Annotated in this window: 24 protein-coding genes, 1 tRNA gene and 1 pseudogene; 17 read left to right on the top strand and 9 right to left on the bottom strand. The window is 67.0% G+C overall.

Annotated features, from left to right (window positions below):
* Position 1: 1 nt before the first annotated feature.
* Positions 2–1408 (bottom strand): adenosylhomocysteinase, encoded by a 1407-nt coding sequence (gene ahcY / locus ACW9TV_RS07535; RefSeq protein ID WP_494302887.1) that lies wholly within the window; start codon positions 1406–1408, stop codon positions 2–4.
* 132 nt (positions 1409–1540) lie between these two features.
* Between ahcY and ACW9TV_RS07530 the strand changes: the two genes are divergently transcribed.
* Positions 1541–2179, top strand: a complete 639-nt coding sequence (locus tag ACW9TV_RS07530) for a GAP family protein (RefSeq protein ID WP_494302886.1) — start codon at positions 1541–1543, stop codon at positions 2177–2179.
* An 87-nt stretch (positions 2180–2266) separates the two neighbouring features.
* The gene (gene pabB, locus ACW9TV_RS07525; RefSeq protein ID WP_494302885.1) at positions 2267–4015 is read left to right on the top strand and encodes an aminodeoxychorismate synthase component I; all 1749 of its coding nucleotides are present in this window, start codon (positions 2267–2269) and stop codon (positions 4013–4015) included.
* On the opposite strand, the gene ACW9TV_RS07520 is transcribed toward pabB, so the two are convergent.
* Positions 4007–4582, bottom strand: a complete 576-nt coding sequence (locus ACW9TV_RS07520) for a PEPxxWA-CTERM sorting domain-containing protein (protein WP_494302884.1) — start codon at positions 4580–4582, stop codon at positions 4007–4009. The two genes, pabB and ACW9TV_RS07520, sit on opposite strands and share 9 nt — an antisense overlap.
* A gap of 211 nt (positions 4583–4793) precedes the next feature.
* On the opposite strand from ACW9TV_RS07520, the gene ACW9TV_RS07515 reads away from it, so the two are divergent.
* The 3 genes from ACW9TV_RS07515 to msrQ all read left to right on the top strand — a co-directional run bounded on the left by ACW9TV_RS07515 (position 4794) and on the right by msrQ (position 7675).
* Positions 4794–5996: a pyridoxal phosphate-dependent aminotransferase gene (locus ACW9TV_RS07515; RefSeq protein WP_494302883.1), complete on the top strand. Its 1203-nt coding sequence runs from the start codon at positions 4794–4796 to the stop codon at positions 5994–5996.
* Between the two features lie 93 nt (positions 5997–6089).
* A complete protein-coding gene (gene msrP / locus ACW9TV_RS07510; protein WP_494302882.1) occupies positions 6090–7028 on the top strand; it encodes a protein-methionine-sulfoxide reductase catalytic subunit MsrP in 939 nt (312 codons plus the stop codon).
* A 2-nt stretch (positions 7029–7030) separates the two neighbouring features.
* Positions 7031–7675 carry a protein-methionine-sulfoxide reductase heme-binding subunit MsrQ gene (gene msrQ, locus ACW9TV_RS07505; protein ID WP_494302881.1) on the top strand — a complete coding sequence of 215 codons (645 nt, stop codon included), beginning with the start codon at positions 7031–7033 and terminating at the stop codon, positions 7673–7675.
* Here msrQ and ACW9TV_RS07500 read toward each other — a convergent pair.
* Together ACW9TV_RS07500 and ACW9TV_RS07495 are read right to left on the bottom strand one after the other, a co-directional pair.
* A complete protein-coding gene (locus ACW9TV_RS07500) occupies positions 7602–8279 on the bottom strand; it encodes an HAD family hydrolase (RefSeq protein ID WP_494302880.1) in 678 nt (225 codons plus the stop codon). The genes msrQ and ACW9TV_RS07500 overlap by 74 nt on opposite strands.
* The gene (locus ACW9TV_RS07495; protein WP_494302879.1) at positions 8279–8764 is read right to left on the bottom strand and encodes a thermonuclease family protein; all 486 of its coding nucleotides are present in this window, start codon (positions 8762–8764) and stop codon (positions 8279–8281) included. The genes ACW9TV_RS07500 and ACW9TV_RS07495 overlap by 1 nt, the downstream gene beginning before the upstream one ends.
* A 110-nt stretch (positions 8765–8874) precedes the next feature.
* Here ACW9TV_RS07495 and ACW9TV_RS07490 point away from each other — a divergent pair, with 110 nt between their 5' ends.
* From ACW9TV_RS07490 to ACW9TV_RS07460, 7 genes and pseudogenes are all read left to right on the top strand, one after another.
* Positions 8875–9981, top strand: a complete 1107-nt coding sequence (locus ACW9TV_RS07490; RefSeq protein WP_494302878.1) for an ABC transporter permease — start codon at positions 8875–8877, stop codon at positions 9979–9981.
* Complete coding sequence (locus ACW9TV_RS07485) at positions 9981–10772, top strand: ABC transporter ATP-binding protein (protein ID WP_494302877.1); 792 nt, start codon at positions 9981–9983, stop codon at positions 10770–10772. The genes ACW9TV_RS07490 and ACW9TV_RS07485 overlap by 1 nt, the downstream gene beginning before the upstream one ends.
* On the top strand, positions 10772–11725 hold the full coding sequence (locus tag ACW9TV_RS07480; protein ID WP_494302876.1) for an MlaD family protein: 954 nt from the start codon (positions 10772–10774) through the stop codon (positions 11723–11725). Before ACW9TV_RS07485 ends, ACW9TV_RS07480 begins: the two co-directional genes overlap by 1 nt.
* 20 nt (positions 11726–11745) lie before the next feature.
* A complete protein-coding gene (locus ACW9TV_RS07475; protein ID WP_494302875.1) occupies positions 11746–12339 on the top strand; it encodes an ABC-type transport auxiliary lipoprotein family protein in 594 nt (197 codons plus the stop codon).
* Between the two features lie 45 nt (positions 12340–12384).
* Positions 12385–12461 (top strand) — tRNA-Met (locus tag ACW9TV_RS07470).
* A gap of 236 nt (positions 12462–12697) precedes the next feature.
* Positions 12698–13591, top strand: a pseudogene (gene ligD / locus ACW9TV_RS07465) (non-homologous end-joining DNA ligase); the annotation flags it as partial.
* A 186-nt stretch (positions 13592–13777) separates the two neighbouring features.
* A complete protein-coding gene (locus tag ACW9TV_RS07460; protein ID WP_494302874.1) occupies positions 13778–14476 on the top strand; it encodes a VIT1/CCC1 transporter family protein in 699 nt (232 codons plus the stop codon).
* 93 nt (positions 14477–14569) lie between these two features.
* Here ACW9TV_RS07460 and ACW9TV_RS07455 read toward each other — a convergent pair whose 3' ends face one another.
* Positions 14570–15646, bottom strand: coding sequence for a DUF937 domain-containing protein (locus ACW9TV_RS07455; RefSeq protein WP_494302873.1), 1077 nt, complete (start codon positions 15644–15646; stop codon positions 14570–14572).
* Between the two features lie 134 nt (positions 15647–15780).
* Between ACW9TV_RS07455 and ACW9TV_RS07450 the strand changes: the two genes are divergently transcribed.
* The 3 genes from ACW9TV_RS07450 to ACW9TV_RS07440 are packed head-to-tail and all read left to right on the top strand — an operon-like array spanning position 15781 to position 18956.
* On the top strand, positions 15781–16779 hold the full coding sequence (locus ACW9TV_RS07450; protein WP_494302872.1) for an isoaspartyl peptidase/L-asparaginase family protein: 999 nt from the start codon (positions 15781–15783) through the stop codon (positions 16777–16779).
* Positions 16776–17984: an NAD(P)/FAD-dependent oxidoreductase gene (locus ACW9TV_RS07445; RefSeq protein WP_494302871.1), complete on the top strand. Its 1209-nt coding sequence runs from the start codon at positions 16776–16778 to the stop codon at positions 17982–17984. The genes ACW9TV_RS07450 and ACW9TV_RS07445 overlap by 4 nt, the downstream gene beginning before the upstream one ends.
* 3 nt (positions 17985–17987) lie before the next feature.
* Positions 17988–18956 carry an NAD(P)H-dependent flavin oxidoreductase gene (locus tag ACW9TV_RS07440; protein WP_494302870.1) on the top strand — a complete coding sequence of 323 codons (969 nt, stop codon included), beginning with the start codon at positions 17988–17990 and terminating at the stop codon, positions 18954–18956.
* A 21-nt stretch (positions 18957–18977) separates the two neighbouring features.
* On the opposite strand, the gene ACW9TV_RS07435 is transcribed toward ACW9TV_RS07440, so the two are convergent.
* Genes ACW9TV_RS07435 through yajC form a run of 4 tightly spaced genes read right to left on the bottom strand, consistent with a single transcriptional unit; the run spans position 18978 to position 22282 of the window.
* A complete protein-coding gene (locus ACW9TV_RS07435; RefSeq protein ID WP_494302869.1) occupies positions 18978–19331 on the bottom strand; it encodes an MTH938/NDUFAF3 family protein in 354 nt (117 codons plus the stop codon).
* 7 nt (positions 19332–19338) lie between these two features.
* A complete protein-coding gene (gene secF / locus ACW9TV_RS07430; protein ID WP_494302868.1) occupies positions 19339–20313 on the bottom strand; it encodes a protein translocase subunit SecF in 975 nt (324 codons plus the stop codon).
* A gap of 12 nt (positions 20314–20325) precedes the next feature.
* Positions 20326–21918 (bottom strand): protein translocase subunit SecD, encoded by a 1593-nt coding sequence (gene secD / locus ACW9TV_RS07425; protein ID WP_494302867.1) that lies wholly within the window; start codon positions 21916–21918, stop codon positions 20326–20328.
* 10 nt (positions 21919–21928) lie between these two features.
* Positions 21929–22282, bottom strand: coding sequence for a preprotein translocase subunit YajC (gene yajC / locus ACW9TV_RS07420; RefSeq protein ID WP_494302866.1), 354 nt, complete (start codon positions 22280–22282; stop codon positions 21929–21931).
* 119 nt (positions 22283–22401) lie between these two features.
* Here yajC and ACW9TV_RS07415 point away from each other — a divergent pair, with 119 nt between their 5' ends.
* Entirely contained in the window at positions 22402–23235 is an 834-nt protein-coding gene (locus tag ACW9TV_RS07415; protein WP_494302865.1) for a DUF815 domain-containing protein, read from the top strand.
* Between the two features lie 63 nt (positions 23236–23298).
* Positions 23299–23703 carry a hypothetical protein gene (locus tag ACW9TV_RS07410; RefSeq protein WP_494302864.1) on the top strand — a complete coding sequence of 135 codons (405 nt, stop codon included), beginning with the start codon at positions 23299–23301 and terminating at the stop codon, positions 23701–23703.
* Position 23704: the final 1 nt, after the last annotated feature.

Genomic DNA, 23704 nt, shown 5'->3' with positions numbered 1-23704 from the left:
CCTAGTAGCGGTAATGATCCGGCTTGAACGGGCCTTCCGGCGTAACGCCGATATAGGCCGCCTGCCTGGGCGTCAGCTTCGTAAGCTTCACGCCCAGCTTTTCGAGGTGAAGGGCCGCGACCTTTTCATCCAGATGCTTGGGCAGCACATGCACACCCGGGCTGTACTGGCCCGCCCTGGTCCACAGTTCGATCTGCGCCAGCACCTGATTGGTGAAGCTGGAGGACATGACGAAGCTGGGGTGGCCGGTGGCGCAGCCCAGGTTCACCAGCCGCCCCTTGGCCAGCACGATGATCTGCTTGCCGTCGGGGAATTCCACCTGATCGACCTGCGGCTTCACCTCCGTCCACTTCATGTTGGCGAGCCCGGCGATCTGGATCTCGCTGTCGAAGTGGCCGATGTTGCACACGATCGCCATATTCTTCATCGCGCGCATGTGATCGACCGTGATCACATCCTCGTTGCCCGTTGCGGTCACGAAGATGTCGGCGCGGGTGGCCGCCTCTTCCATGGTGACGACTTCATAACCTTCCATTGCGGCCTGAAGCGCGCAGATCGGGTCGATTTCCGTCACCAGCACGCGCGCGCCGCCGTTGCGCAGAGAGGCGGCGGAGCCCTTGCCCACGTCGCCGAAACCCGCGACGCAGGCGACCTTGCCGGCCAGCATCACGTCCGTCGCGCGGCGGATGGCATCCACCAGCGATTCCTTGCAGCCATAGAGGTTGTCGAACTTCGACTTGGTGACGCTGTCGTTCACGTTGATCGCCGGGAAGGGCAGTTTGCCCTTCTTGGCCAGTTCATAGAGACGGTGGACGCCGGTGGTGGTTTCCTCGGACACGCCCTTGATGGCGGCGACCGTCTTCGTGAGGTAGCCGGGGCGTTCGGCGAGGAACCGCTGAAGGGTGGCGACAAAGATTTCCTCTTCCTCGTTGCCGGGCTTGAACAGCGCCTCACCGGCTTCGACCCGCGCGCCCCACAGCGCGAACATGGTGGCGTCGCCGCCATCATCCAGGATCATGTTGCAGGTGAGATCCTGCCCCCAGTCGAAGATGCGGATCACATAATCCCAGTATTCCTCAAGGGTTTCGCCCTTCACGGCGAACACGGGGATGCCGCGCGCGGCGATGGCTGCGGCCGCGTGATCCTGCGTGGAGAAGATGTTGCACGAGGCCCAGCGGATGTCCGCGCCGAGTTCGGCGAGGGTTTCGATCAGCACCGCTGTCTGGATCGTCATGTGCAGGGAACCGGTGATGCGCGCACCCTTCAGCGGCTTCGAAGCGCCGAATTCCGCGCGCAGCGCCATCAGGCCGGGCATTTCGGTTTCGGCGATGGCGATTTCCTTGCGACCGAATTCGGCAAGGCCGATGTCTGCGATCACATAATCGGTGAATGCGGGATTGGTCGCCACGGGCGAGGCTCCTGAAAAGGGGAAATACAACGCCGCCATAGCGGCTCGACAAAACACTTGCAACTTTCTTTAAGTCTTTATGTGACGGGTTGCGATTGCCGGCACAGGCCCGGCTGGCTAGGATTTCGGGCCATGGATCTTGCAATGGCCATGGCCCCCGCCGCGCTGGCGATCGCGGTATCCCCGTTCGGGATCGTGCCTGCGATCCTGTTCCTGTTCACCCCGCGGCCGGGCGCCGGCGCATCCGCCTTCCTGGCCGGCTGGGCACTGGGCGTGGCGGCTGGCTTTCTGCTGGCGGCGCTGGCGGGCGTGTGGCTGGAAGGCTGGTCTCCGGGGCCGGCGCTGCCATGGGTGAAGCGGGGGCTTGGCGCGCTGCTGATCGCGCTGGCGCTGCGGAACCTGCTGCGCCGCAACCAGCCGCAGGACGTGCCGGGCTGGATGCGCGGCATCGAAACCGCCACGCCCGCCGGGGCCGCCCGGCTGGGGCTGATGCTGTCGCTCGCCAACCCGAAGGTACTGCTGCTGGCGCTGGCCGCCGGGGCGGCCGCGCTGGAAGCGGGGCTCGGCCTTGGCTCTGGCCTGGCGCTGATTGCCCTGGGGTTTGCGGCGGTGGCGTCCGCCACCGTGGCCACGCCGCTGCTGGCCTATCTGCTGCTGGGCGGGAAGGCGCTGCGCCCGCTTGCCCGCGTGCGGGACTGGCTGATGACGAACAATGCCCTTGTCGTCGCGGCGGTGCTGGTGCTGATCGGGCTGAAGCTGCTGCTGGGCTGAAGGAGCGAAGCGGATCCGCGCCAATGGCGAACAGAGGCTGGCGCGCGAATTTTCATCCGCGTCGTCTTGAGCTAGGTGCGCGCGGTCATGGCTGCCTTCGATCCCGCCCTGCCCTTCGCCCTGCTGTGGGATTCGGATGCCGATGCCGCGCGACTTTTCACCGGCCCGGCGGAGCTGCTGGACACCCCCGATTTGAAGGCGGCCCTTGGCACGTTGCGGCAGTGGGCTGCCGCCGGAGACTGGGCGGTGGGTGCGCTTTCCTATGAGGCGGGACATGCGCTGGAGCCCCGGACGGCAGGCCTGCCGCACGAGCCGGGCCGGGCATGGTTCATGCGGCACCGGGATTGCCGCCTGCTGGACCGGGCTGCGCTGGCGGAGCTGCTCGGCTCGTTCCGGGGGCGGGCGGCGACCGGCGCGCCGGAGCCCATGGTGGACCGCGCGGACTGGCTGGCGGCGGTGCGCCGCGTGCAGGCTTTCATCGCCGGCGGAGATATCTATCAGGCGAACCTGACCTTTCCGGCCCGGGTGTCGCTGGCGGGGCATCCGCTGGCACTGTTCGCACGGCTGTTCACGCCCGAGGCGTCTCCGCTGGGCGGGATCGTGCATGCGGGCGGGGGGCGCTGGTGGCTGAGCCTATCGCCGGAGCTTTTCTTCGCGCTGGCGGATGGCCGGCTGACGGCACGACCGATGAAGGGGACGGCCCCGCGCGGCGCGACCGGGGCAGACGACCGGGCCGCAGCGGCCGCGCTGGCGACCGACCCGAAGAACCGCGCCGAAAATCTGATGATCACCGATCTGATCCGCAACGACCTGTCGCGGGTGGCGGCGCCCGGCAGCGTCAGGGTGCCGCACCTGTTCGAGATCGAGACCTATCCCAGCCTGCACCAGATGACGTCCACCGTGACGGCCGCGCTGAAGCCGGGGCGGACGGCCGTGGACGTGCTGGAGGCGCTGCACCCCTGCGGATCGATCACGGGGGCGCCGAAGATCCGGGCGATGGAGATCATCGCCGGGCTGGAGCCGCATCCGCGCGGGCTCTATACCGGCAGCCTGGGCTGGATCGGGCCGAGCGGCGGCCAGGCCCGCTTCGCCGTCGCCATCCGTACGCTGGAAGTTGAAGGGCGATCGGCGCGGCTCGGGCTGGGCGCGGGCATCGTGGCCGACAGCGTGCCGGAAGCGGAATGGGCGGAATGCCTGGCCAAGGCCCGGTTCCTGCGGCCGGGCGCACCCCGCAGCCTGATCGAGACGATGCGGCTGGAGCCTTCCGGCATCCCCCGGCTGGCGCGCCACCTGGACCGGCTGGCGGCATCCGCGCGGCGCTTCGGCTTCCGGTTCGACCGGGCGGCGGCGGAGGTGCGGCTTGCGGCGCTGAGCCCGGGCGGCGCGCGCCGGGTGCGGCTGCTGCTGGATGCCGGGGGGGAACTCGCGCTTCAGCTATCGCCGCTGCCGCCCGTGCCTTCGGGGCCTGTGGGCGTGGCCGTGACACCCTTGCCCGTCAGGCCAGACGACTGGCGACTGGCCCACAAGAGCGGCGACCGCGCCTTCTATGACGCGGCGCGCCGGGCCACGGGCGCGTTCGAATGCCTGTTCGTGCGACCGGACGGGCTGCTGACGGAAGGCAGCTTCACCAGCCTGTTCGTGGAACGCGGCGGTCGCCTGCTGACCCCGCCGCTGGCGCGCGGCCTGTTGCCGGGCGTGCTGCGGGCGGAGCTGATCGAAAACGGACTGGCCGAGGAAGCCGATCTGTCGATCGGCGACCTCGGCCAGGGGTTCCTTGTCGGCAACAGCCTGCGCGGCCTTCTCCCGGCCGTGCTGGCGGGTGCGCGATCAGGCTGAAACGGCGCTCCGGCGGCGCAGCGAAGCGCCGACGAGGCCGAAGCCCGCGATCAGCATTGCCCAGGTGGCGGGTTCCGGCACGGCGCCAGCCGGCTCCAGCTGTTCCACCCGCACATTGTCGAGCAGATAGTAGGAGGGGTTGTGCTGCATGCGGAAGCGAAGCTGCGAGTTGGCGGCCGATGCCACGATGTCGTAGACGAAGCTGGTGTAGCCGAGGCCCGAGCTGAAGCTGCTGTTCACCAGCGTCTGGCCGGCGAAATCCGCGCGGAACTGCTGGCCGCCGGACGCGGCATACATGTCGAACGAGACGCGATAGGTTTCGCCCGCGACCGTCGCGATATTCTGGAAGATGCCCCCGGAATTGTTGACCGCGCCGAAATAGGCCTGGCGGATGCCGTCCGTCGGGGACTGGCCCAGTACGGAACCGGTGGTCCCGGTGAAGCCGGTGTTCCCGAACTGCTGCCAGCCGGAAAAGCCGGTTTCGAAGCTGGGGTTGCTGACGAGGTTGGTGGCGGCCATCGCCGGCACGGCGGCGGAAGCCAGCAGAAGTGCTGCGTAGAGTTTCATTGTCCGACCCTTGCGTTTCTCTGGTCCTCGCGAACTTGCGCGGCCCTCGATTGCAGCGCCCCATTAGCAGAAGCCGGCAAGCGAGACTGTTAAAGAGATTGAATACGGGAGCCTGGAGCGAAAAGCGCCGGGCGGGCGGGTGCCGCCTTGGCAAGCGCGGCTGCAAACTCTACTGCACCACCAGATTTTCCTGGCCCGAGGACTCGACGAGATGCCCCTGCTTTCCGCCGCCATCAACCGGATCGCCCCTTCGCCCACCATCGCCGTCACCAACAAGGCGGCGGAACTGAAGGCGCAGGGGCGCGACATCATCGGCCTTGGGGCGGGCGAACCGGATTTCGACACGCCGGACTTCGTGAAGGAGGCTGCGATCGAGGCAATCCGGCAGGGCCAGACGAAATACACCGCCGTCGACGGCACGCCCGCGCTGAAGAAGGCGGTGCAGCACAAGTTCCGGCGCGACAACAACCTGGATTATGCGCTGGACCAGATCAGCGTGAATGTCGGCGGCAAGCAGACGATCTTCAACGCCATGGTCGCCACGCTGGACCCGGGCGACGAGGTTGTGATCCCGGCGCCCTACTGGGTGAGCTATCCAGACATCGTGCAGTTCTGCGGCGCGACGCCGGTGATCGTGAAGTGCGGGCTGGAGCAGGGCTTCAAGCTGACGCCGGCGCAGCTGGACCGCGCCATCACGCCCGCTACCAAGTGGCTGATCCTGAACTCGCCCTCAAACCCGACGGGCGCCGCCTATACCGAGGCGGAGCTGAAGGCACTGGCCGACGTTCTGCTGGGACATCCGCATGTCTATATCCTGACGGACGACATGTACGAGCATATCGTGTTCGACGATTTCCGCTTCCGCACCATCGCCGAGGTCGAGCCGCGCCTTTTTGAGCGCACCCTGACGGTGAACGGCACCAGCAAGGCCTATGCGATGACCGGCTGGCGCATCGGATTCGCCGGCGGCCCCGTGCCCATCATCAAGGCGATGGCGAAGATCCAGTCGCAGTCCACCTCCAACCCCTGCTCCGTCGCGCAGGCGGCGGCGACGGCGGCGCTGATGGGCTCGCTGGATTTCATGAAGCCGCGCAACAAGGCCTTCCAGGATCGGCGCGACCTGGTGGTCTCCATGCTGAACCAGGCAAACGGGCTGTCCTGCCCGCGGCCCGAAGGCGCATTCTATGTCTATCCCGATTGTTCCGGCCTGATCGGCAAGACGACCCCCGGCGGCCTGGTGCTGGAAACAGACGAGGATGTGGCGGCCTATTTCCTGGATACGCAAGGAGTCGCGGTGGTGCATGGCGCCGCTTTCGGCCTCTCCCCGGCGTTCCGCATCAGCTATGCCACCTCCACCGAAGCGCTGACGGATGCCTGCCAGCGCATCCAGCGTGCATGCGCCGCCCTCTCCTGATCGCAAGGGAGTCCGTGCCTTCGTGAAAGCGGAAAGACGGGCGGTTTGCCGGGGCTACACGCGGCGTTCAGCATCGGGCTATAGGGTGGAGCCATGCGCTATCATCCCAAGCCCGGCTGGCTGATCCCCGACCGGCACGCAACGCCCGAATCCCTGTGGCTGAACCGGCGGCAGATCGTTGCCGGCATGGGGCTTGCCGGCCTGACCCAGCCGCTGCCGGCGCAGACAGATCCAGCGCAGCTCGCCCCGTTGAAAGCGCGACGGACGCATTCGACCGATGACGCGCCGACACCGCTGAAGGCGGTGACGAGCTACAATAATTTCTACGAGTTCGGACTGGACAAGTCCGACCCTTCAGCGCGCGCGGGCACGCTGCGCCCTTCGCCATGGACGGTGAAGGTGGGCGGGCTGGTCCACAAGCCGCTGGTGCTGGACGTGGACCAGTGGATCGCGCGGCTGTCGCTGGAGGAGCGGGTGTATCGCATGCGCTGCGTGGAGGGCTGGTCCATGGTGATCCCGTGGGTCGGTTTTCCGCTGGCCGGTGTGCTGAAGGCGGTGGAGCCGATGGGCAGTGCGAAATATGTGCGCTTCACGACGCTGGCCGATCCGAAGCAGATGCCCGGCCTTTCGCTGCCGGCGCTGGACTGGCCCTATCGCGAGGGGCTGCGGCTGGACGAGGCGATGCATCCGCTGACGATGCTGGCCGTGGGCCTGTATGGCCGCCGCCTACCCAACCAGAACGGCGCGCCCATCCGGCTGGTGGTTCCGTGGAAATATGGCTTCAAATCGGCCAAGTCGATCGTGGCGATCGACCTTGTGGAGCGCCAGCCGCTGACCAGTTGGAACCAGAGCCAGTCTTCGGAATATGGCTTTTATTCCAACGTGAACCCCGCTGTGGACCATCCGCGCTGGAGCCAGGCGACCGAACGGCGGATCGGGGAATTCCGCAAGCGCCCCACCCTGCCCTTCAATGGCTATGGCGAACAGGTGGCATCGCTGTATCGCGGCATGGACCTGAAGAAGTTCTACTGACAATGGCGCGGCAGAATGCTTCGCCTGCCTGGCTGAAACCCATGGCCCATGGGCTGGCGGCGCTGCCGGGCCTGTGGCTGCTGGCAGGCTGGTCCGAGCTGCTGTGGATCGATCCGGCGTCGCTGAGGCTTTCCGCCGAGCCCGTAGCCTACACCCACAATGCCCTGGGATTGCAGGCGCTTCGACTGCTGGTCGCGACCCTTGCCGTCACCCCCCTGTTCCGGCTGACACGCTGGACGCCGACCATGTCGCTGCGGCGGCTGCTGGGGCTATGGGCCTTTGCCTATGCCGGTCTGCATCTGGGCTTCTATCTGGCGATGGAGCTGGATTTCAGCCTGGCCGCGCTGTGGCGGGAGGCGCTTGGGAAGCCCTTCATCTTATTCGGGCTTCTGGCCTTCCTGTGCCTGCTTCCGCTGGCCGCGACGAGCACGCGCCGGGCCATCAAGGCACTGGGCGGGCAGCGCTGGCAGGCGCTGCACCGGCTGGCCTATGTGGCGGGAATCGCCGCCTGCGTGCATTTCATCCTGCGGGTGAAGGGGTTCCAGCCGGAACCCTGGGTCTATGCCGGGCTGCTCATGCTGCTGTTCGCGGTCCGGCTTGCGCCCAGTCGAAAACGGGCCAGCCGCGCGCCTGCGCGACCTGCCTGAGCGGATCGTGCGGATTGGCGACGATCCGCACATCCGCCCAGTCAAAGACCGGCAGGTCGCTGAAGTGATCGGACGTGAAGACCACCTCGGCCGGACGGGCCTGAAGTTCCGCCAGGATCTTGCGCAGCTTGCCCATCTCGTAGCAGTTCTCGCCGCGGATCTCGGGTGTGAGATCGTCGCCGTCCCAGCGGTTATCGGTGGCGATCACCCTGTCGAACCCCCAGCGGCCGGCCAGCGCCTCCACGAAATAGCGGCAGCTGGCCGTCGCCAGCCACAGCTCGCGGCCCGCCGCGCGATCGGCGGCGATTGCCGCCAGCGCACCGGCGAGTTCCTCGCGCGCGCCAAAGGCGTCCGCGAAGCTCTGCGCGGCCCTTTCCACCTTCGCGCGCGGGGCACGGCGGCCCATCAGGATGCGCTGCGTCGCCTGTTTCAGCTGCTTGCGGTCGTGGGTGCCCAGTGCATAGCCCAGAAGCGGCAGCGCCAGAAGCGGCGCCAGCAGCAGGCGGCCCGGCGCTTCGGTGCGGGCATAGTGGAACAGCCAGTATGTCCAGCTCGCCCGGCGGATCACCGTCTTGTCCATGTCATAGATGGAAAGGCTTCGCATCATTGTCCTCCGGTGGGGCGGCTGTCGCGCCAGGTCGGCGGTGGAAGCCTCTGGTCGGGCGGCAGCGACCAGAGGCCGAGACCCTCCCGCCGGGCCCGGGTCTGCCCGGCGCGGATCTCCGGGTCTTTCAGGTAGCGGTCGAACGCCCAGGCATTGCCGCCCGCCGTCAGCGCGGCGTTCACATAGGTACGCCCCTGCCACACCCGGCCGACCAGCCGGCCATAGCGGTCACGGTCCGTCACCTCGACCCGGACGGTCCGGCCCAGCACCATCCGCCTGAGCGCGGTCCGGGACTGGATGCCCCAGGGTTGCGCCAGTTCCGGGGCGTCGATCCCGGCCAGCCGCACTTCGCTGGTGCGCTTCACATCCGGGCGGTGGACGAGGATCGAATCCCCATCCTTCACGCGCGTGACGATGCCATCGAAACCCGCGGCCCCGGCGGGTGACGCGATCAGCAGCAGAAACAGGACAAGGCGGTGCAGCATCCGTGCTTCCCTTGCAACGGACTGCATCGATATGCAAAACCTGAGCCACAACAGGAGCAGATACCGCCCGCATGCCTGATCCAGCGCCCCCGGATGCGCCTGCGCCTGACATGCCGGCGCTGTCGATCGGCCTTGCGGATTCCGTGCTGACGTTCGGCGGCCGGCTGACTATCGCCCGACTCTCCGAAGCGGAGCGCACGCTGGAGGCCCTGCTGGAGCCTGTGCCGGGCCCGCTGCTGATCGATCTGTCCGGCGTGACCCGCATCGACACCGTCGGCGCATGGATCGTGCACCGGCTGCTGCGGGACAGGCCGGGAAGCCGGCTGGCGGGCGCGTCCGCCGATGCCGAGCGGCTGCTGGCCGAAGTGTCCGCAGCCGACCGCCCGTGTGAGGTGCGGCCGGAACAACTGCCCTTCTGGGTGCGGGAACTGGGCCGGCTGGGCCAGTATGTGATCGCCTTCTGGCAGAGCATCCTCGCGCTGCTCGATTTCATCGGCCTCACCATCATTTCGGCCGTTCGCGCCGTGGCGTCCGGGCGGGGGGTGCGCTGGCAGGCTGTCGGCGCGCAGATGGAACAGGTGGGCGTGAACGCGCTGGGCATCATCGGCATGATGAGCTTCCTGATCGGGATCGTGATCGCGCAGCAGGGGGCGGTGCAGTTGCGGGCCTTCGGGGCTGAAATGTTCGTCATCAATCTCGTCGGCCGCGCGACTTTCCGGGAACTGGGTATCCTGCTGACGGCGATCATGGTGGCGGGACGATCAGCATCCGCCTTTGCCGCCCAGATCGGATCGATGAAGCTGGCCGAGGAGGTGGACGCCATGCGCACCATCGGGCTGGACCCGATCGAGGTGCTGGTGCTGCCGCGCACCATCGCGCTGATCCTGATGATGCCGCTGCTCGCCTTCTTTGCCTCCATCCTGGCGATCGTGGGGGGCGGGCTGTTCACCTGGATGGATCTCGGGATCCCGCCGGCTTCCTTCGTGCAACGCCTGCGGGAAGTGGTGCCGATGTCGGACTTCTGGATCGGGCTTTCCAAGGCGCCGGTGTTCGGGGCCATCATCGCCATCATCGGTTGCCACCAGGGCTTTCAGGTGACGGGCAATGCGGAATCGGTGGGCCTGCGCACCACGCAGGCCGTGGTGGAGGCGATCTTCATGGTGATCGTGCTGGATGCCATCTTCGCCGTCTTCTACACGGCGCTTGGGTTGAACTGATGGCTGAAACGCCCCTGATCCGCGTGCGCGGGCTGGTGAACCGGTTCGGCAGCCAGACGGTGCACGACGGGCTGGACCTGGACGTGATGCCCGGGGAAATCCTGGGCGTGGTGGGGGGATCGGGCACGGGGAAATCGGTGCTGATGCGCTCCATCATCGGCTTGCAGACCCCGACTGCCGGCGAAATCGAGGTGCTGGGCCAGACGGTGACAGGCGGGGAAACCACACAGGACAAGGCGCTGACCCGGCAATGGGGCGTGCTGTTCCAGGGTGGCGCGCTGTTTTCCGGGCTGACCGTGGCCGAGAATATCGAGGTTCCGCTTCGGGAGTATTTCCACCTGTCGGACCAGCTGATGGACGAGATCGCGGCCTACAAGGTGGCGATGGTGGGCCTGCCGCCGGAAGCGGGGCCCAAATATCCCGCCGAACTGTCTGGCGGGATGCGCAAGCGTGCTGCCCTTGCCCGGGCGCTGGCGCTGGATCCGAAGCTGCTGTTCCTGGATGAGCCGACGGCAGGGCTGGACCCGATCGCGGCCGACGGCTTCGACACGCTGATCCGGACTCTGGCCGAAACCATGCGGCTGACGGTGTTTCTGATCACGCATGATCTCGACACGCTGCACGCCATCTGCGACCGGGTGGCGGTGATCGCCGAGAAACGGATTATCGCCTGTGGCAACGTCGCGGAGCTGTCGCGCTTCGATCACCCCTGGGTGCAGGATTATTTCGCGGGCCCGCGCGGGCGGGCGGCGGCCATCGCCCGGCACCACGCCCCGGTGGAGGTCGGCTGATGGAACGGCGGCAATCGCATGTGCTGGTCGGCGCGGTGACCTTCGTGCTGGTGATCGCGCTGTTCGCCTTCGTGCTGTGGCTGGCGCGCTTTTCCCGCGAGGAAAAGGCGGAATATGACATCTTCTTCGCCCAGTCCGTTGCCGGGCTGGCAGTCGGGTCAAACGTTTCCTTCTCTGGCGTGCCCGTTGGGCAGGTCCGGCAGATCGCGCTGATGCCGGAAACACCACAGTTCATCCGCGTTCGGGTGGAACTGCAACCGGAAACGCCCGTGCTGGAAGGGACGACGGCCAGCCTGAATTCCGTGGGGTTCACCGGCGTCACCGAAGTGCAGCTGTCGGGCAGCATGAGCGGGCAGCAGCCGCTGACGGAACCCGGCCCCTATGGCGTGCCCGTGATCCCGGCGACACAAGGCGGGCTGGGCCAGCTTCTGGAGACGGCGCCGCAGGTGATCGAGCGCGCCTCCGCCCTGCTCGCCCGGTTGAACGAGGTATTTTCCGACGAGAACCGGGCGCGCTTCGCCAACCTGATCGACAATCTGGACAAGATATCGGGCGAAGTCGCAGCCGAGGGGCCCGCCATCCGCGCCGCCGTGCGCGAGGCCGAACTGACCCTGAAGGCCGCGACGCGCGCGGCGGACAGCCTGGCTGAAACCAGTGCCACCACGAATGCCCTGCTGAATGAGCAGGGCAAGCCGGCGCTCGCCGAACTGAAGCGCGCCATCACCACGGCCGAAGCCACGTTGCAACGAGTGGACAGGCTGGCCGCCGCCGCCGAACCCGGGGTGGCCAATCTTTCGAGCCAGACGGTGCCGCAGGTGAACCAGCTTGTGGCGGACCTGCGCGACGTTTCCCAGCAGATGGGCGCACTGGCGGCCAAGCTTGACGAAGACCCGCTTGGTGCCCTGACCGGGGGGCGTCCACTGCCAGATTATGATCCGAAGGGCGCGAAATGATCATCGGAGGGCGAGGCCATATGATCCGTGCACTGCCCCTGCTGCTGCTTCTGGCCGGCTGCGGCCCGCTGGTGGAAATCGGCGGCGCCACGCCCCGCCCGGCCGCGCTCTACACGCTGTCTGCCGCGCCGCCCGAGGCGGTTCCGGCGGGCCTTGCGCCCGTCGACATGTCGAAGGCGATCACCGTCGACACGCCCACCCTGCCCGGCGCGCTGCAGACGGTCCGGATCCCGGTGACGGTCTCCGACACGTCGATCCAGTATGTGCGGGATGCGCATTGGGCCGAGCAGCCCAACCGCCTGTTCCAGCGCCTTCTGGCGGACAGGCTGGTCCATTCCGGCCTGGCGGTGATCGACCAGCGGTCGTCGGGCCAGTCGGCACGGCAGCGGCTGACGGGGCAGCTGACGGCGTTCGGCGTGGACGTGCGCGGTAGCCCGCAGGTGCGGGTCCGCTATGATGCAACCCTGAGCAGCCCGGACGGAATCCGGCAGCGCCGGTTCGAGCGGGAAGCACCTGTGGCCGTGGTGAACGGCGCCACTGTTGCGGATGCACTGAACATCGCCGCGAACCAGGTGGCGGCAGACGTTGCAGCCTGGGCCCGCAGCGCGGGTTGACCAAGGGGGCCGGGGGCGCTATCCGCCCGGCCTCTTGAGACGGCTGGCGGGGTAGCTCAGCTGGTTAGAGCACAGGATTCATAACCCTGAGGCCGCGGGTTCAAGTCCCGCCCCCGCCACCAGACCTTGATTGCAGAAGAGCCCGAGATTTCCGCAAATCCCGCCTCTGCCGAACTCCGGCCAATTCACGACGCAGCCCCACCCCGGCCGGGGCCTGCCCCTGATGCAGTGATGATCGCCCTGCCGTGCAGATGGGGACAGACAGCACGGCCATGTTTCGGATACATGGCAACAGCGGAAAGGCGTTTCGACACGGATCCGGCCGGGCGGTCTTAGGGGCGGCTTGTCCCGCTGATTGCCAGGTACGGCGCACCCCGCGCCTGCAGGAGGCGAGGCGATGGAGATCAGCAGCCGGGAACGTGTGATCGACCCCGTCAGCGGCCTCTCCAAGGGTGATCTTGCAGATTATTACACCGCAATTGCGCCTCTCATGCTGCCGTTTGTCGGCGGGCGGCCGATCAGCCTGGTGCGCTGTCCGCAGGGGCGCACTGGTCCGTGCTTCTTCCAGAAGCATGTCGGCGATGGTTTCGGCGCAGATGTCCGCCTTGTGCCGATCCTGGAGAAGGATGGCGGCACGGGGGATTACTTCTTCGTGGAAAACGCGGCCGGGCTGCTGGCCTGTGTCCAGATGAACAGCATCGAGTTCCACGCCTGGGGCTGCCGCGCTGCCGACGTGGCGCATCCCGACCGGATTGTGTTCGATCTGGACCCGGATGAGGGGCTGGCCTTTGCCCAGGTCAGGCAGGCGGCGCTCGACATTCGCGAGCGGCTTGGCGAAATCGGCCTCTCCGCCTTCGCAATGCTGACCGGCGGCAGGGGCATGCACGTGATCGTGCCGCTGACGCCCGGGCATGACTGGGCCGCGCACACGGATTTCGCCCGCCGCTTTGCAGAGGCGCTGAGCAGTGCCGAGCCCGGCCGGTTCGTGGCGACCATGCGCAAGGCGAAGCGAAAGGGCCGCATCTTCATCGACTGGCTGCGCAACCAGCGGGGATCGACAGCCATCATGCCCTATTCCGCCCGGGCACGGCCCGGACTGCCGGTCGCCGTGCCGGTCGCATGGGCGGAACTGGCGGGATTCGACACCGCCCACCCCTTCGCAATCACGGACCGCGCGAAGCTGATCGAACGAACCGGCGGAAAGGCACTTCATGGCTGGGGATTCGCTGCCCAGTCCCTGCCACCAGCCTGAGGGCCTTGCCCACGCCCGGATCACAGCCGCCGGGCATGGCGGTTATCAGAACAGGACGGAACCGCCCGGGACAGCCGGGTTTTTCCATACGAACGCCCGCCGCGAGGGGGCATCCAATCTCGACATTCGGCGCGCGGCTGTGCGATGCATCGGCGCAACGCAGGGACAGGCCGCGGGGAGAGGGTTTTGGGGGAACGGACACTGCTGCACGAGCTGGGGCAGTATCTCGGCGACCCTCAATCCTGGCGTGCATGGAGCCTTGCCGCGCAGGATGGGATCATCAGCACAGCCGGCATTCTTCTGGGCTTCACCGGCGCGGGCGCGAACGAGGCGACCCTCCTGGTCGCGGGAACAGCGGCGATCGTCGCGGGGATGCTGACGGCAGGGGGCGCGAAATGGTCGGAAGCCGCAGCCGAGCGGGAAGCCCAGCTTCGCGCGGTCGAGCACGAACGAAGCGAACTGAGGGAACAGCGCCACATCGAGCGGGCGGAGCTGATTGAATATTATCAGGAGAAGGGCCTTGGCCCGGAACTCGCCACCAGGGTTGCCGACGAGCTGATGATCCGATCACCGCTGAAGGCGGCGCTTGAACGGGAACATGGCATCCTCAGGCTGATCACGCGCGCCGAAGTGATGATCTCCGGGCTCGTTTCGGCCATCGCCTATGGGCTGGGGGCCGCCATTCCCTTTGCCATCGCCTATTATCTGCCGGTCAGCATCGAGATCTGGGTGATCATATTCTCCGTGCTCGTTTCCCTTTCGCTGATCTCGATCGTTGGTGCACGCGCCGGGCACATGAACGTTTCAAGAACGATCCGGCGCACGCTGATCGTCGCCACGATCACGATCATCGTGAGCTATCTGGTGGGCGAAACCGCCTTCTGAAACCGTTTGCGGGGCGGGCCCAAGCCTTGCTTCCGGGCAAGGGAGAAACCGGGCCGGAATCCGTCCCGACCCGGTTTCCCGATCCGGGCAACGCTATTCCTTCACCTTCACTTCCACGCGCCGGGCAGCCGCAAGACTGTCCGTAACGTCGGTCGCCTGGGCAGGCTTGTCGAGATCGATGCGATCGGCAGCGAATCCGGCTGCCACGAGCGCGGCCTTCACCTGCTCTGCGCGGGATTTCGAAAGCCGGGCATTCGCGGCGGCGTCGCCGCTCGGGTCGTTGTAGCCGGAAACCGACAACTTCGCCCCCGGGTTCGCCTCAAGATAGGACTTCAGGCCAGCAGATTCGGCTGCCAGATCATTCGTCACCTCGGCGCGTCCGACATCGAAGAAAACGAGCAGCACCGGTTTGCCGGCCCTTTCTTCGGACAGGACGCCCGCGCCGGCCGGCACTTGCGCAGGCGCAGGTTCGACTGGCGAGGTTTCCATGCTGGCGGGTTCCGCCGCCGGCTTCATCGCCGCTTCTTGCGGGCTTCGGCCGAACACCCACCAGGCCAGCGCAAGCAGGGCAAGGCCGAGCAAGGCCCATTTCAGCCAGCCTGCCCCCCCGGTGCTGGCAGCCGTCGGAACAGCGGCAGGCGCGGCGGCTGGCGCCGGCGAGATCAGCTGCCGGAGTTGAGCGGGCAGCATGGTTTCATAGCTGTCCTTTTCCGCCGCCAGCAGATTCCGCAGCGCCGGCGCGGACGGACTTGCCCCCAACACCTTGCCGATGCCACCGGCCAGCAACGGCCCGGCCAGCGACATCAACGAATGCACCGTTCCGGGCTTCAAGCCGAACAGGGCCGCAAGCGCGGCCATGACAGGCCCCATGTTCGATCCCAGAAGCTGGGACGCAAGACCGCCGAGCCCGCCGGACGGAACAGACCCGCCGAGCAGAGCTGCGGGATTGTCGAGCGGATTGCCGCCGGCCAGACCGCTCGTCACCGTGGAGAGAAGGCCGCCCAGATCGGCCCCGGAGGCGGCCTTTCCGGCAAATGCCGCCAGCAGCATCGGAACGACGGCAGCCAGGCCCTTGAAACTTGCATCCGGGCTGTCGCCCAGCGCCGCACCCAGCACGTCCCCCGTTTCGGCGGGCAGGCTGGTCAGGATCGTCTGCACCAGATTCGTCATGGCTCTTGCTCCCTTCCTGTTGCGCGAGACTGCACCCGGAAACCCGGACTGTCCATGTCCGGTTTCGGACGAGCCCGCAGGGACGGGATTCAGAGCTTGGACGATGCAAGGCCCGCGGGCTATGCGGTTCGATCATGCGCATCCCATCCATTTCCGCCGCCCTTGCCGCCGCCGTGCTGGCCACACCGCTTCCGGCCACCGAACCCGCCCGGGACTGGGCGATTGCCATCCATGGCGGCGCAGGCGTGATCGAACGCGGAAAACTCCCTGCCGAAGATGATGCCGCCATTCGGGCCGATCTGGCGAAGGCGCTGGAAGCCGGGGCGGATGTGCTGCGCCGGGGCGGCCCTTCCACCGATGCAGTCGTCGCCGCCGTGGCCGTGATGGAAGCTTCACCCTGGTTCAACGCGGGTGTCGGCGCGGTCTTCACCTCTGCCGGCACCATCGAGCTGGATGCCGCGATGATGGAGGGGGAAAGCCGCCGCGCGGGGGCAGTGTCCGGCGTGAAGAGCACGCTGAGCCCGATCGCACTGGCGCGCACGCTGATGGACAAGGGACCCCATGTATTTCTGGCTGGCCCCGCGACGGATGAATATGCGCGCGAGCAGGGGCTGACCCAGGTGCCCAACAGCCATTTCATGACAGAGCGCAGACGCCGGCAGCTGAACGACCTGCGGATGCGGAACCAGGGCGCATCCCTGATGCCGGCCGAAAGCCGCATGGGAACGGTGGGCGCCGTCGCGCGGGATGTGAAGGGCAACGTTGCGGCTGGAACATCCACGGGCGGCCTGACGGGAAAGGCGCCCGGCCGGGTTGGGGACGCCCCCCTGATCGGCGCCGGCACCCTGGCGGACAACCGCTGCGGCGCAATCTCTGCAACCGGTTCCGGCGAGATCTTCATCCGTGTGCGGGTGGCCGCCAGCATCTGCGATGCGGGGCGCTTCGGTCGGCAGCCGCTGCAGAAGGCGGCGGACACGACACTTGCCGAGGTCGGCAGCCTTGGGGGAGACGGCGGCGTGATCGTGATGGGGCCGAACGGCGACGGGCTGTTCAGTTTCAACTCGGAAGGTATGTACCGGGGTCGCGCAAGCGCCCGGTCCGCGCCTGAAATCAAGGTCTATGGCGACGAATGAGCAACAGCAGCGACATCCTGATCGTGGGCGCCGGGCAGGCCGGGGCCCAGGCCGCCATTTCCCTGCGGCAGGAAGGATTCGCGGGGCGCATCACCATCGTGGGCGAGGAGGCCGACCTGCCCTACGAACGGCCGCCGCTGTCGAAGGATTATCTGGCGGGTGAACGGCCGGCCGACCGCCTGCTGCTGCGCCCGCCGGCCTTCTGGGCGGAACGCGACATCCGGATCCTGACGGGGACGCGCATCGCCCATGTGGATCGCGGCGTCGCGACGGCCGACGATGGACGGCTGTTTCCGTTCGACACGCTGATCTGGGCCGCGGGCGGCCACGCCCGGCAACTGGACTGCCCCGGCAGCGGGCTGGGTGGCGTGCACAGCATCCGCACGCGTCACGACGATGACGACCTGCGCTCGGACCTGCACGGCGCCCGGCGCATCGTGATCATCGGCGGCGGCTATGTCGGGCTGGAAGCGGCCGCCGTGCTGGTGAAGCAGGGCAAGCAGGTGGCAGTCGTGGAGGCGCAGCCCCGGCTGCTGGCGCGCGTGGCGGCCGAACCCGTCTCCGCCTTCTACAAGGCCCGGCACGAGGCGCATGGCGTGGAGATCCTGCTGGATGCGAATGTATCGGCGCTGGAGGGGGTGAACCGGGTGACGGGGGTGCGCCTCGCCGATGGCCGCCTGCTGCCCGCCGACCTTGTGATCGTCGGCATCGGTCTTGTCCCCTCCGTCGCGCCGCTGGGGCTGACCGCCGTGACGGTGGATGGCCATTGCCGCACCGAAATACCGCACGTCTACGCCATCGGAGACTGCGCAGCCCACGCAAACCCCTATGCGGGCGGCGCGGTGATCCGGCTGGAATCGGTGCAGAATGCGGTGGACATGGCGAAGGCCGCCGCCGCGCACATCGTGCATGGGGATGCCGCCCGGCCCTACCGCGCCTGCCCCTGGTTCTGGTCGAACCAGTATGATCTGAAGCTGCAGACGGTGGGGCTGTCCGCCGGCCATGACGAATGGGTGGTGCGCGGCGACCCGGCCACGGGCAGTTGGTCCCTCGTCTATCTGAGGGCTGGCGCAGTCGTCGCGCTCGACTGCATCAACGCACCCAGAGACTATGTGCAGGGAAAGGCGCTGGTCGAGCGCGGCGCCCGGATCGATCCGGCGCGACTGGCCGACAGTTCGATCCCGCTGAAAGAGATGGAGGGTTAAGGGATGCATCCGACCACTGCGAAGCTGAAGGCCCGCATGCAACTGCCGCTGATCGGCTCGCCGCTGTTCATCATCTCCAACCCTGACCTGGTGATCGCCCAGTGCAAGGCCGGCGTGATCGGCAGCTTTCCCAGCCTGAACGCGCGGCCGCTGCCGCAGCTGGAGGAATGGCTGCAACGGCTTTCGACCGAACTGACGGACAAGGATGCGCCCTATGCGGTGAACCTGATCGTGCACAAGTCGACCGACCGGCTGATGCAGGATCTGGAACTGGTGGTGAAGTACAAGGTGCCCGTCGTCATCACCTCGCTTGGCGCGCGCGAGGATGTGAACGAGGCCATCCACAGCTATGGCGGGATCGTTCTTCACGACGTGATCAACAACCGGTTCGCGAAGAAGGCGATCGAAAAGGGCGCAGACGGCGTGATCGCAGTCGCCGCGGGCGCGGGCGGCCATGCCGGCACGCTGAGCCCCTTCGCGCTGATTTCGGAAATCCGCGAATGGTTCGACGGCCCGCTGGCGCTTTCGGGCGCGATGGGAACGGGCAACGCCATCCTCGCCGCAGAAGCCCTTGGCGCCGATTTCGGCTACATGGGGTCCGCCTTCATCGCCACCACGGAAGCCCGCGCGGACGAGCGCTACAAGCAGGCCATCGTCGAGGGCTCGGCTTCGGACATCGTCTATTCCGACCTGTTCACGGGGGTGTCGGGCAACTACCTCCGCCCGTCCATCGTCGCGGCCGGCCTGGACCCGGACAATCTGCCGAAGGGCGACTATTCCACCATGAACTTCGGCTCGGGCGGAAACACCGAAGCCAAGGCATGGCGCGACATCTGGGGTTCGGGCCAGGGCATCGGCGCGGTGAAGGCCGTTGTGCCGGCCGCCGAACTGATCGGGCGCCTGAAGCAGGAATATGCGCAGGCTCGCGCCAGACTGCTGGGCGAAGGCGCCCGGGCAGTCGCGGCGGAATGACGCCGTCGCCGCGCTGATCCGCTAGAGGATCAGTGCGGCCACCAGCCGGTCTTCGGCCGCCAGCACGTTGAAGGTTCGCGCGGCGGACGCGCTGTCCATTGCCTCCACCCGCCACCCGCGCGGGCGCAGCCCTTGTGCAAAGGTGGCTGGGGGATGATGAAGGCTGCCGCCGGTTCCCAGCAGCAACAGATCCACATTGTCCAGTTCGGGCAGGCGCACGGCGGCAAGCCCTTCCGGCGTGAGCCCCGGCAACGTGCCCGCGAAGGCCGCCGTGACCAGCAGCGCCGGGCGATAGAGCCGCCCGGCGACGATCCAGCCATCCTTCGTGCGCCCCTCTATGCGGGTGGGCCCCGCCTGCATGCGCAGGCCACTCATGGCAGGATCAGACCTGGCCGCGCTCGACGGCCTTCTTCGCCTTCACCCTGTCTTCCGCGCTCGCCTCGCTGGCGACGAAGCTGTCAGAGGACACCCCCATCCACAGCAGCAGCGGCGCACCGACGAAGATGGAGGAGAAGGTTCCGACCACGATGCCCAGCAGCATCGCCACCGAGAATCCGAAGAGCACCGAACCACCGAGCACCACGAGCGTGCCAAGCGCGATCATCATCGAAACGGAGGTCACGATGGTGCGCGACAGGGTTTCGTTGATCGAGAGGTTCAGGATTTCCGCCATTTCCATCTTGCGGTATTTCCGCAGGTTTTCCCGGATCCGGTCATAGACGACGATGGTGTCGTTCAGCGAATAGCCGATGATGGTGAGGATCGCGGCGACGGTGTTCAGGTCGAACTCGAGCTGGGTCAGGGCGAAGAAGCCCAGTGTCAGCGTGACATCATGGATCAGCGCGAACAGCGCGCCAACACCGAACTGCCATTCGAAGCGGAACCAGATGTAGATCGAGATGGCAATCATCGCCAGCAGCATGGCAAGCGCGCCATCGCGGATCAGTTCGCCCGAAACCTTGCCGGATACCGTTTCCACCCGGCGGAATTCGGCATCCTTGTGGGTTTCCAGGATCCTGGCCTGAACCTGCTTCACCACGGTCTGCACCGCCGCGTCGTCGCCCGGGGGCAGCGGCAGGCGCACGGCAACCGTGCGCGGATCGCCGAAGCTCTGCAGATTGCCGTCTCCGGCGCCTGCGGAGTTCACCGTCGCGCGGAGTTCGTCCAGCTCGACGGGCTTTTCGAAGCGGACTTCCATCATCAGGCCGCCGGCGAAATCCACGCCGAAGTTCAGGCCACGGATGGCGACCAGTGCGATCGAGGCCACGATCAGCGCGATCGAAAGCCAGATCGCGACGTTCCGCCACTTGAGGAACGGGATGTTGGTGTTGTCGGGGATGATCTTCAGAAGTCGCATCGGAGGAATCCCTTACAACACCAGCGCCTGCGGCCGCTTCGCGCGCAGCCACAGGGAAACCATCAGCCGCGTGACGGTGACGGCGGTGAACACCGAGGTGATGATTCCGATCGTCAGAACCACGGCGAAGCCCTTGATCGGGCCGGAGCCGAACCAGAACATGATGATCGCGGCAATGACGTTCGTGACGTTCGCATCGAAGATCGCACGCGAAGCTTCCTTGTAGCCCAGCTCGATCGACTGCACGAGCGCCTTGCCCTTGCGCAGTTCTTCCCGGATGCGTTCGTTGATCAGCACGTTGGCATCGACGGCCGCACCGATGGTCAGGACGAAGCCTGCGATGCCCGGCAGCGTGAGCGTTGCGCCAATCGCTGACATGATGGCGAAGATCAGCAGCGCGTTCAGCAGCAGCGCGACCACCGAATAGATCCCGAACCGGCCATAGGTGACCAGCATGAAGAGCGCGACAAGCGCAGTTGCCAGAACCGATGCGATGGTGCCGGCGCGAATGGAATCCGCACCCAGATCCGGGCCGACCGTCCGCTCTTCGATGACCTTCAGTTCGACCGGCAGCTTGCCCGATCGCAGCAGGATCGCCAGCTGGTTGGCGCTTTCCGTGGTGAAATTGCCTGAAATGATGCCCGATCCACCCAGGATCGGTTCATTGATGCGCGGCGCGGAGATCACCTGCCCATCGAGGATGATGGCAAAGGGCTTGCCGACATTTTCCTGCGTCGCCTTGGCGAAGCGCTTGCCGCCCACGCCGTCGAAGCGGAACGAAACGACGGGCATGCCGTCCTGGAAGGTCGGCTGGCTGTCCACCAGCTGGTCGCCGGTGATCAGCGCGCGACGCTTCACCACCAGCACGCCGCCATCGGCGTTCGGCACGACCTGGCTGCCCGGCGGGGCCCGCCCCTGCGCGGCCTCTGCCGGATCGGCATCGGTATCGACCAGCTTGAATTCCAGTTTTGCAGTCTTGCCCAGCAGGGACTTCAGCTGATCGGGATCCTGAAGGCCGGGCACCTGCACCACGATGCGGGTCGCGCCCTGACGGATGATGGTGGGTTCGCGCGTGCCGAGTTCGTCGATCCGGCGGCGGATCACTTCCACGGCCTGCGCCATGGCCCGATCCGTTTCCGCCGTGATGCCGGCGGCCGAGGGGCGGACCGAAACCCGGGTTGAATCCGCCAGGTTCACTTCGATGTCGCGCTGCGCGGAAAGCTGGCCAACCGGCTGGGAAAGGCCGCGCATCGTTTCCACCGCCCGGTCCACATCGCCGGGATTGCGCACGCTGAAGCTGACGGCGCCATTGGCGACGGACAGATCCATGTAGGGAATCGCGCCGCCGTTCGCTTCACGCAGACCCTGGCGGACCACATCCTCCAGCACCTCCAGCCGCGCCTTCCGCACATCCGCCGGATCGGCTTCCAGCAGGATGTGGCTGCCGCCGCGCAGATCGAGCCCCAGGCTCAGCTGGCGGCTGGGCACGCCGGCCGGCAATCCGGCCGCCTGCTCTTCGGACAGGAAGTTCGGGGCCGCGAACAGGATCGCCGCCAGCACGCTCAGCGCGACAGCCCAGATCTTCCAGGGCGGGAAATCAAGCATCGGAAACGTCTCAGGCCTTGGCGTCGTTGGCGGCAGCCGGCGCACCGCGCGGCGTGACGGACGACAGCGTGCCCTTGAGGGCGCGCACCTTCACCGTGGGCGCCAGCTCGATCTCCACTTCCGTATCCGTCACCTTGGAGACCTTGCCGATCAGCCCGCCGCCAGTCACGACATCGTCGCCCTTCTTCACCGCGTCGACCATGGCGCGGTGCTGCTTCAGCTTCTGCTGCTGCGGGCGGATGATCAGGAACCAGAAGATCAGGAACAGCGCCAGAAGCGGCAGGATCTGCATCAGCATATAGCCGATGCCGCCCGAAGCGGCGCCGCCTGCGGCGGCCTGAGCATAGGCAGGGGATGAGAACATGTCTGTCAGACCCTCGTGAGTAAAACGTCGTGAAAACGTCAGGGGAAAATCTCAAGTGGCCGCGCTTACACGCGCAGCCAGCGTTTTTCAAATGGGGCAGCGCCCGCTACAGGCAAGCCATGACCGACGAAATCGCGAAGACCCTGTTGCAGATTGCCCACAGCCTGGAGCGGCTGGCGCCGCCACCTGCGCCCGAAGCGGACCCCGAGAGCGGCACCGCATTCCGCTGGGACGGGCACCGCCTTCATGCCGTGCCGCGGCTGAATGCGCTGCCGCTGGAGCGGTTCGCCGGCGTCGACAGCCAGATCGCGGCGCTCAGGCAGAATGTGGCCGCGCTGGCGAACGGCCTCCCCTCGCACGACATGCTGCTGTGGGGTAGCCGCGGCATGGGCAAGTCCGCGCTCGTTCGCGCCGTCGCGGCCGCGGAAGGGGTGGCGCTGGTGGAAGCTGCGGGCGACGCCCTGGCTACCCTGCCCGCCCTGTTCGGGCGCCTGTCTGCCTGCCGCCGGCCGTTCCTTCTGTATGTGGACGATCTTGCCTTCACGGCCGCGGATCCACAGGTGCGGATCCTGCGCTCCCTGCTGGACGGCGGGGTGGCCGAACGACCTGCGAACGTGCGCCTTGCCGTCACCTCCAACCACCGGCACCTGGTGGAACGCAGCCACGAGGACAGCCGCCACGGGCGGGATACGGCTGACGATCAGCTGGCTCTGGTGGATCGCTTCGGCCTGATCCTGGGCTTCCATGTGCCCGACCAGGCCACATGGCTGGAAATGGTCCGCCGGCATCTGGATGCCGAGGGACTGGCGCTCGACGAGGCCGAGGCGATCGCCTTCGCACTGGCCCGAGGGGGGCGTTCAGGTCGCACGGCCTGGCATTACCGCACCGAACTCCTCACCCGCCGGGCCGGGCGGGCGCAAAGGCCAGGGGCGCTCCGACAGGACGCGGGCTGAGGGGACTTGCTTCTGCGAACGTTTCGCAATAACTTTTCTGCGACTCATTCGCAGGAGAGCCTGATGCGATCCGTCCTGACAGCCGCAAGTTTCACGCCCCCGCCCGTTGCGGCCCTTGCCGAGGAGGCCAGAATCCAGCTGAAGGCCGCGCGCATGTGGGTGATGCTGGCACGTCACCAGCGCAACCCCAGGCCTGTCCTGAGTGCCCTGCTGGGCGACACCGCTGCCGCCTTCTGCACCCTGATGGACGGAATGGTGACGGCCTGGCCAGACGCCTTCACGACCTTCCCGCCTTGCGCCAGCCAGCTTTCGCCGGACGAGGCGACCCTTCTGGATCTGCTGTCCCATGCAACCGACGGAGACGAGGCGGGCGCCCACGGCCTGCTGCGGGATCTGCTGCCCGCGACGGACCGCGAGCGGCTGTGGCAGGCCGCCACCCGCGCGATGCCTGCGGGGCTTGCGTTCTGAT

This window comes from Sandaracinobacter sp. T42, from assembly GCF_059115405.1.
Note: the sequence above shows the minus strand (reverse complement) of the source record. Positions and strands in the feature narration are given on the sequence as shown.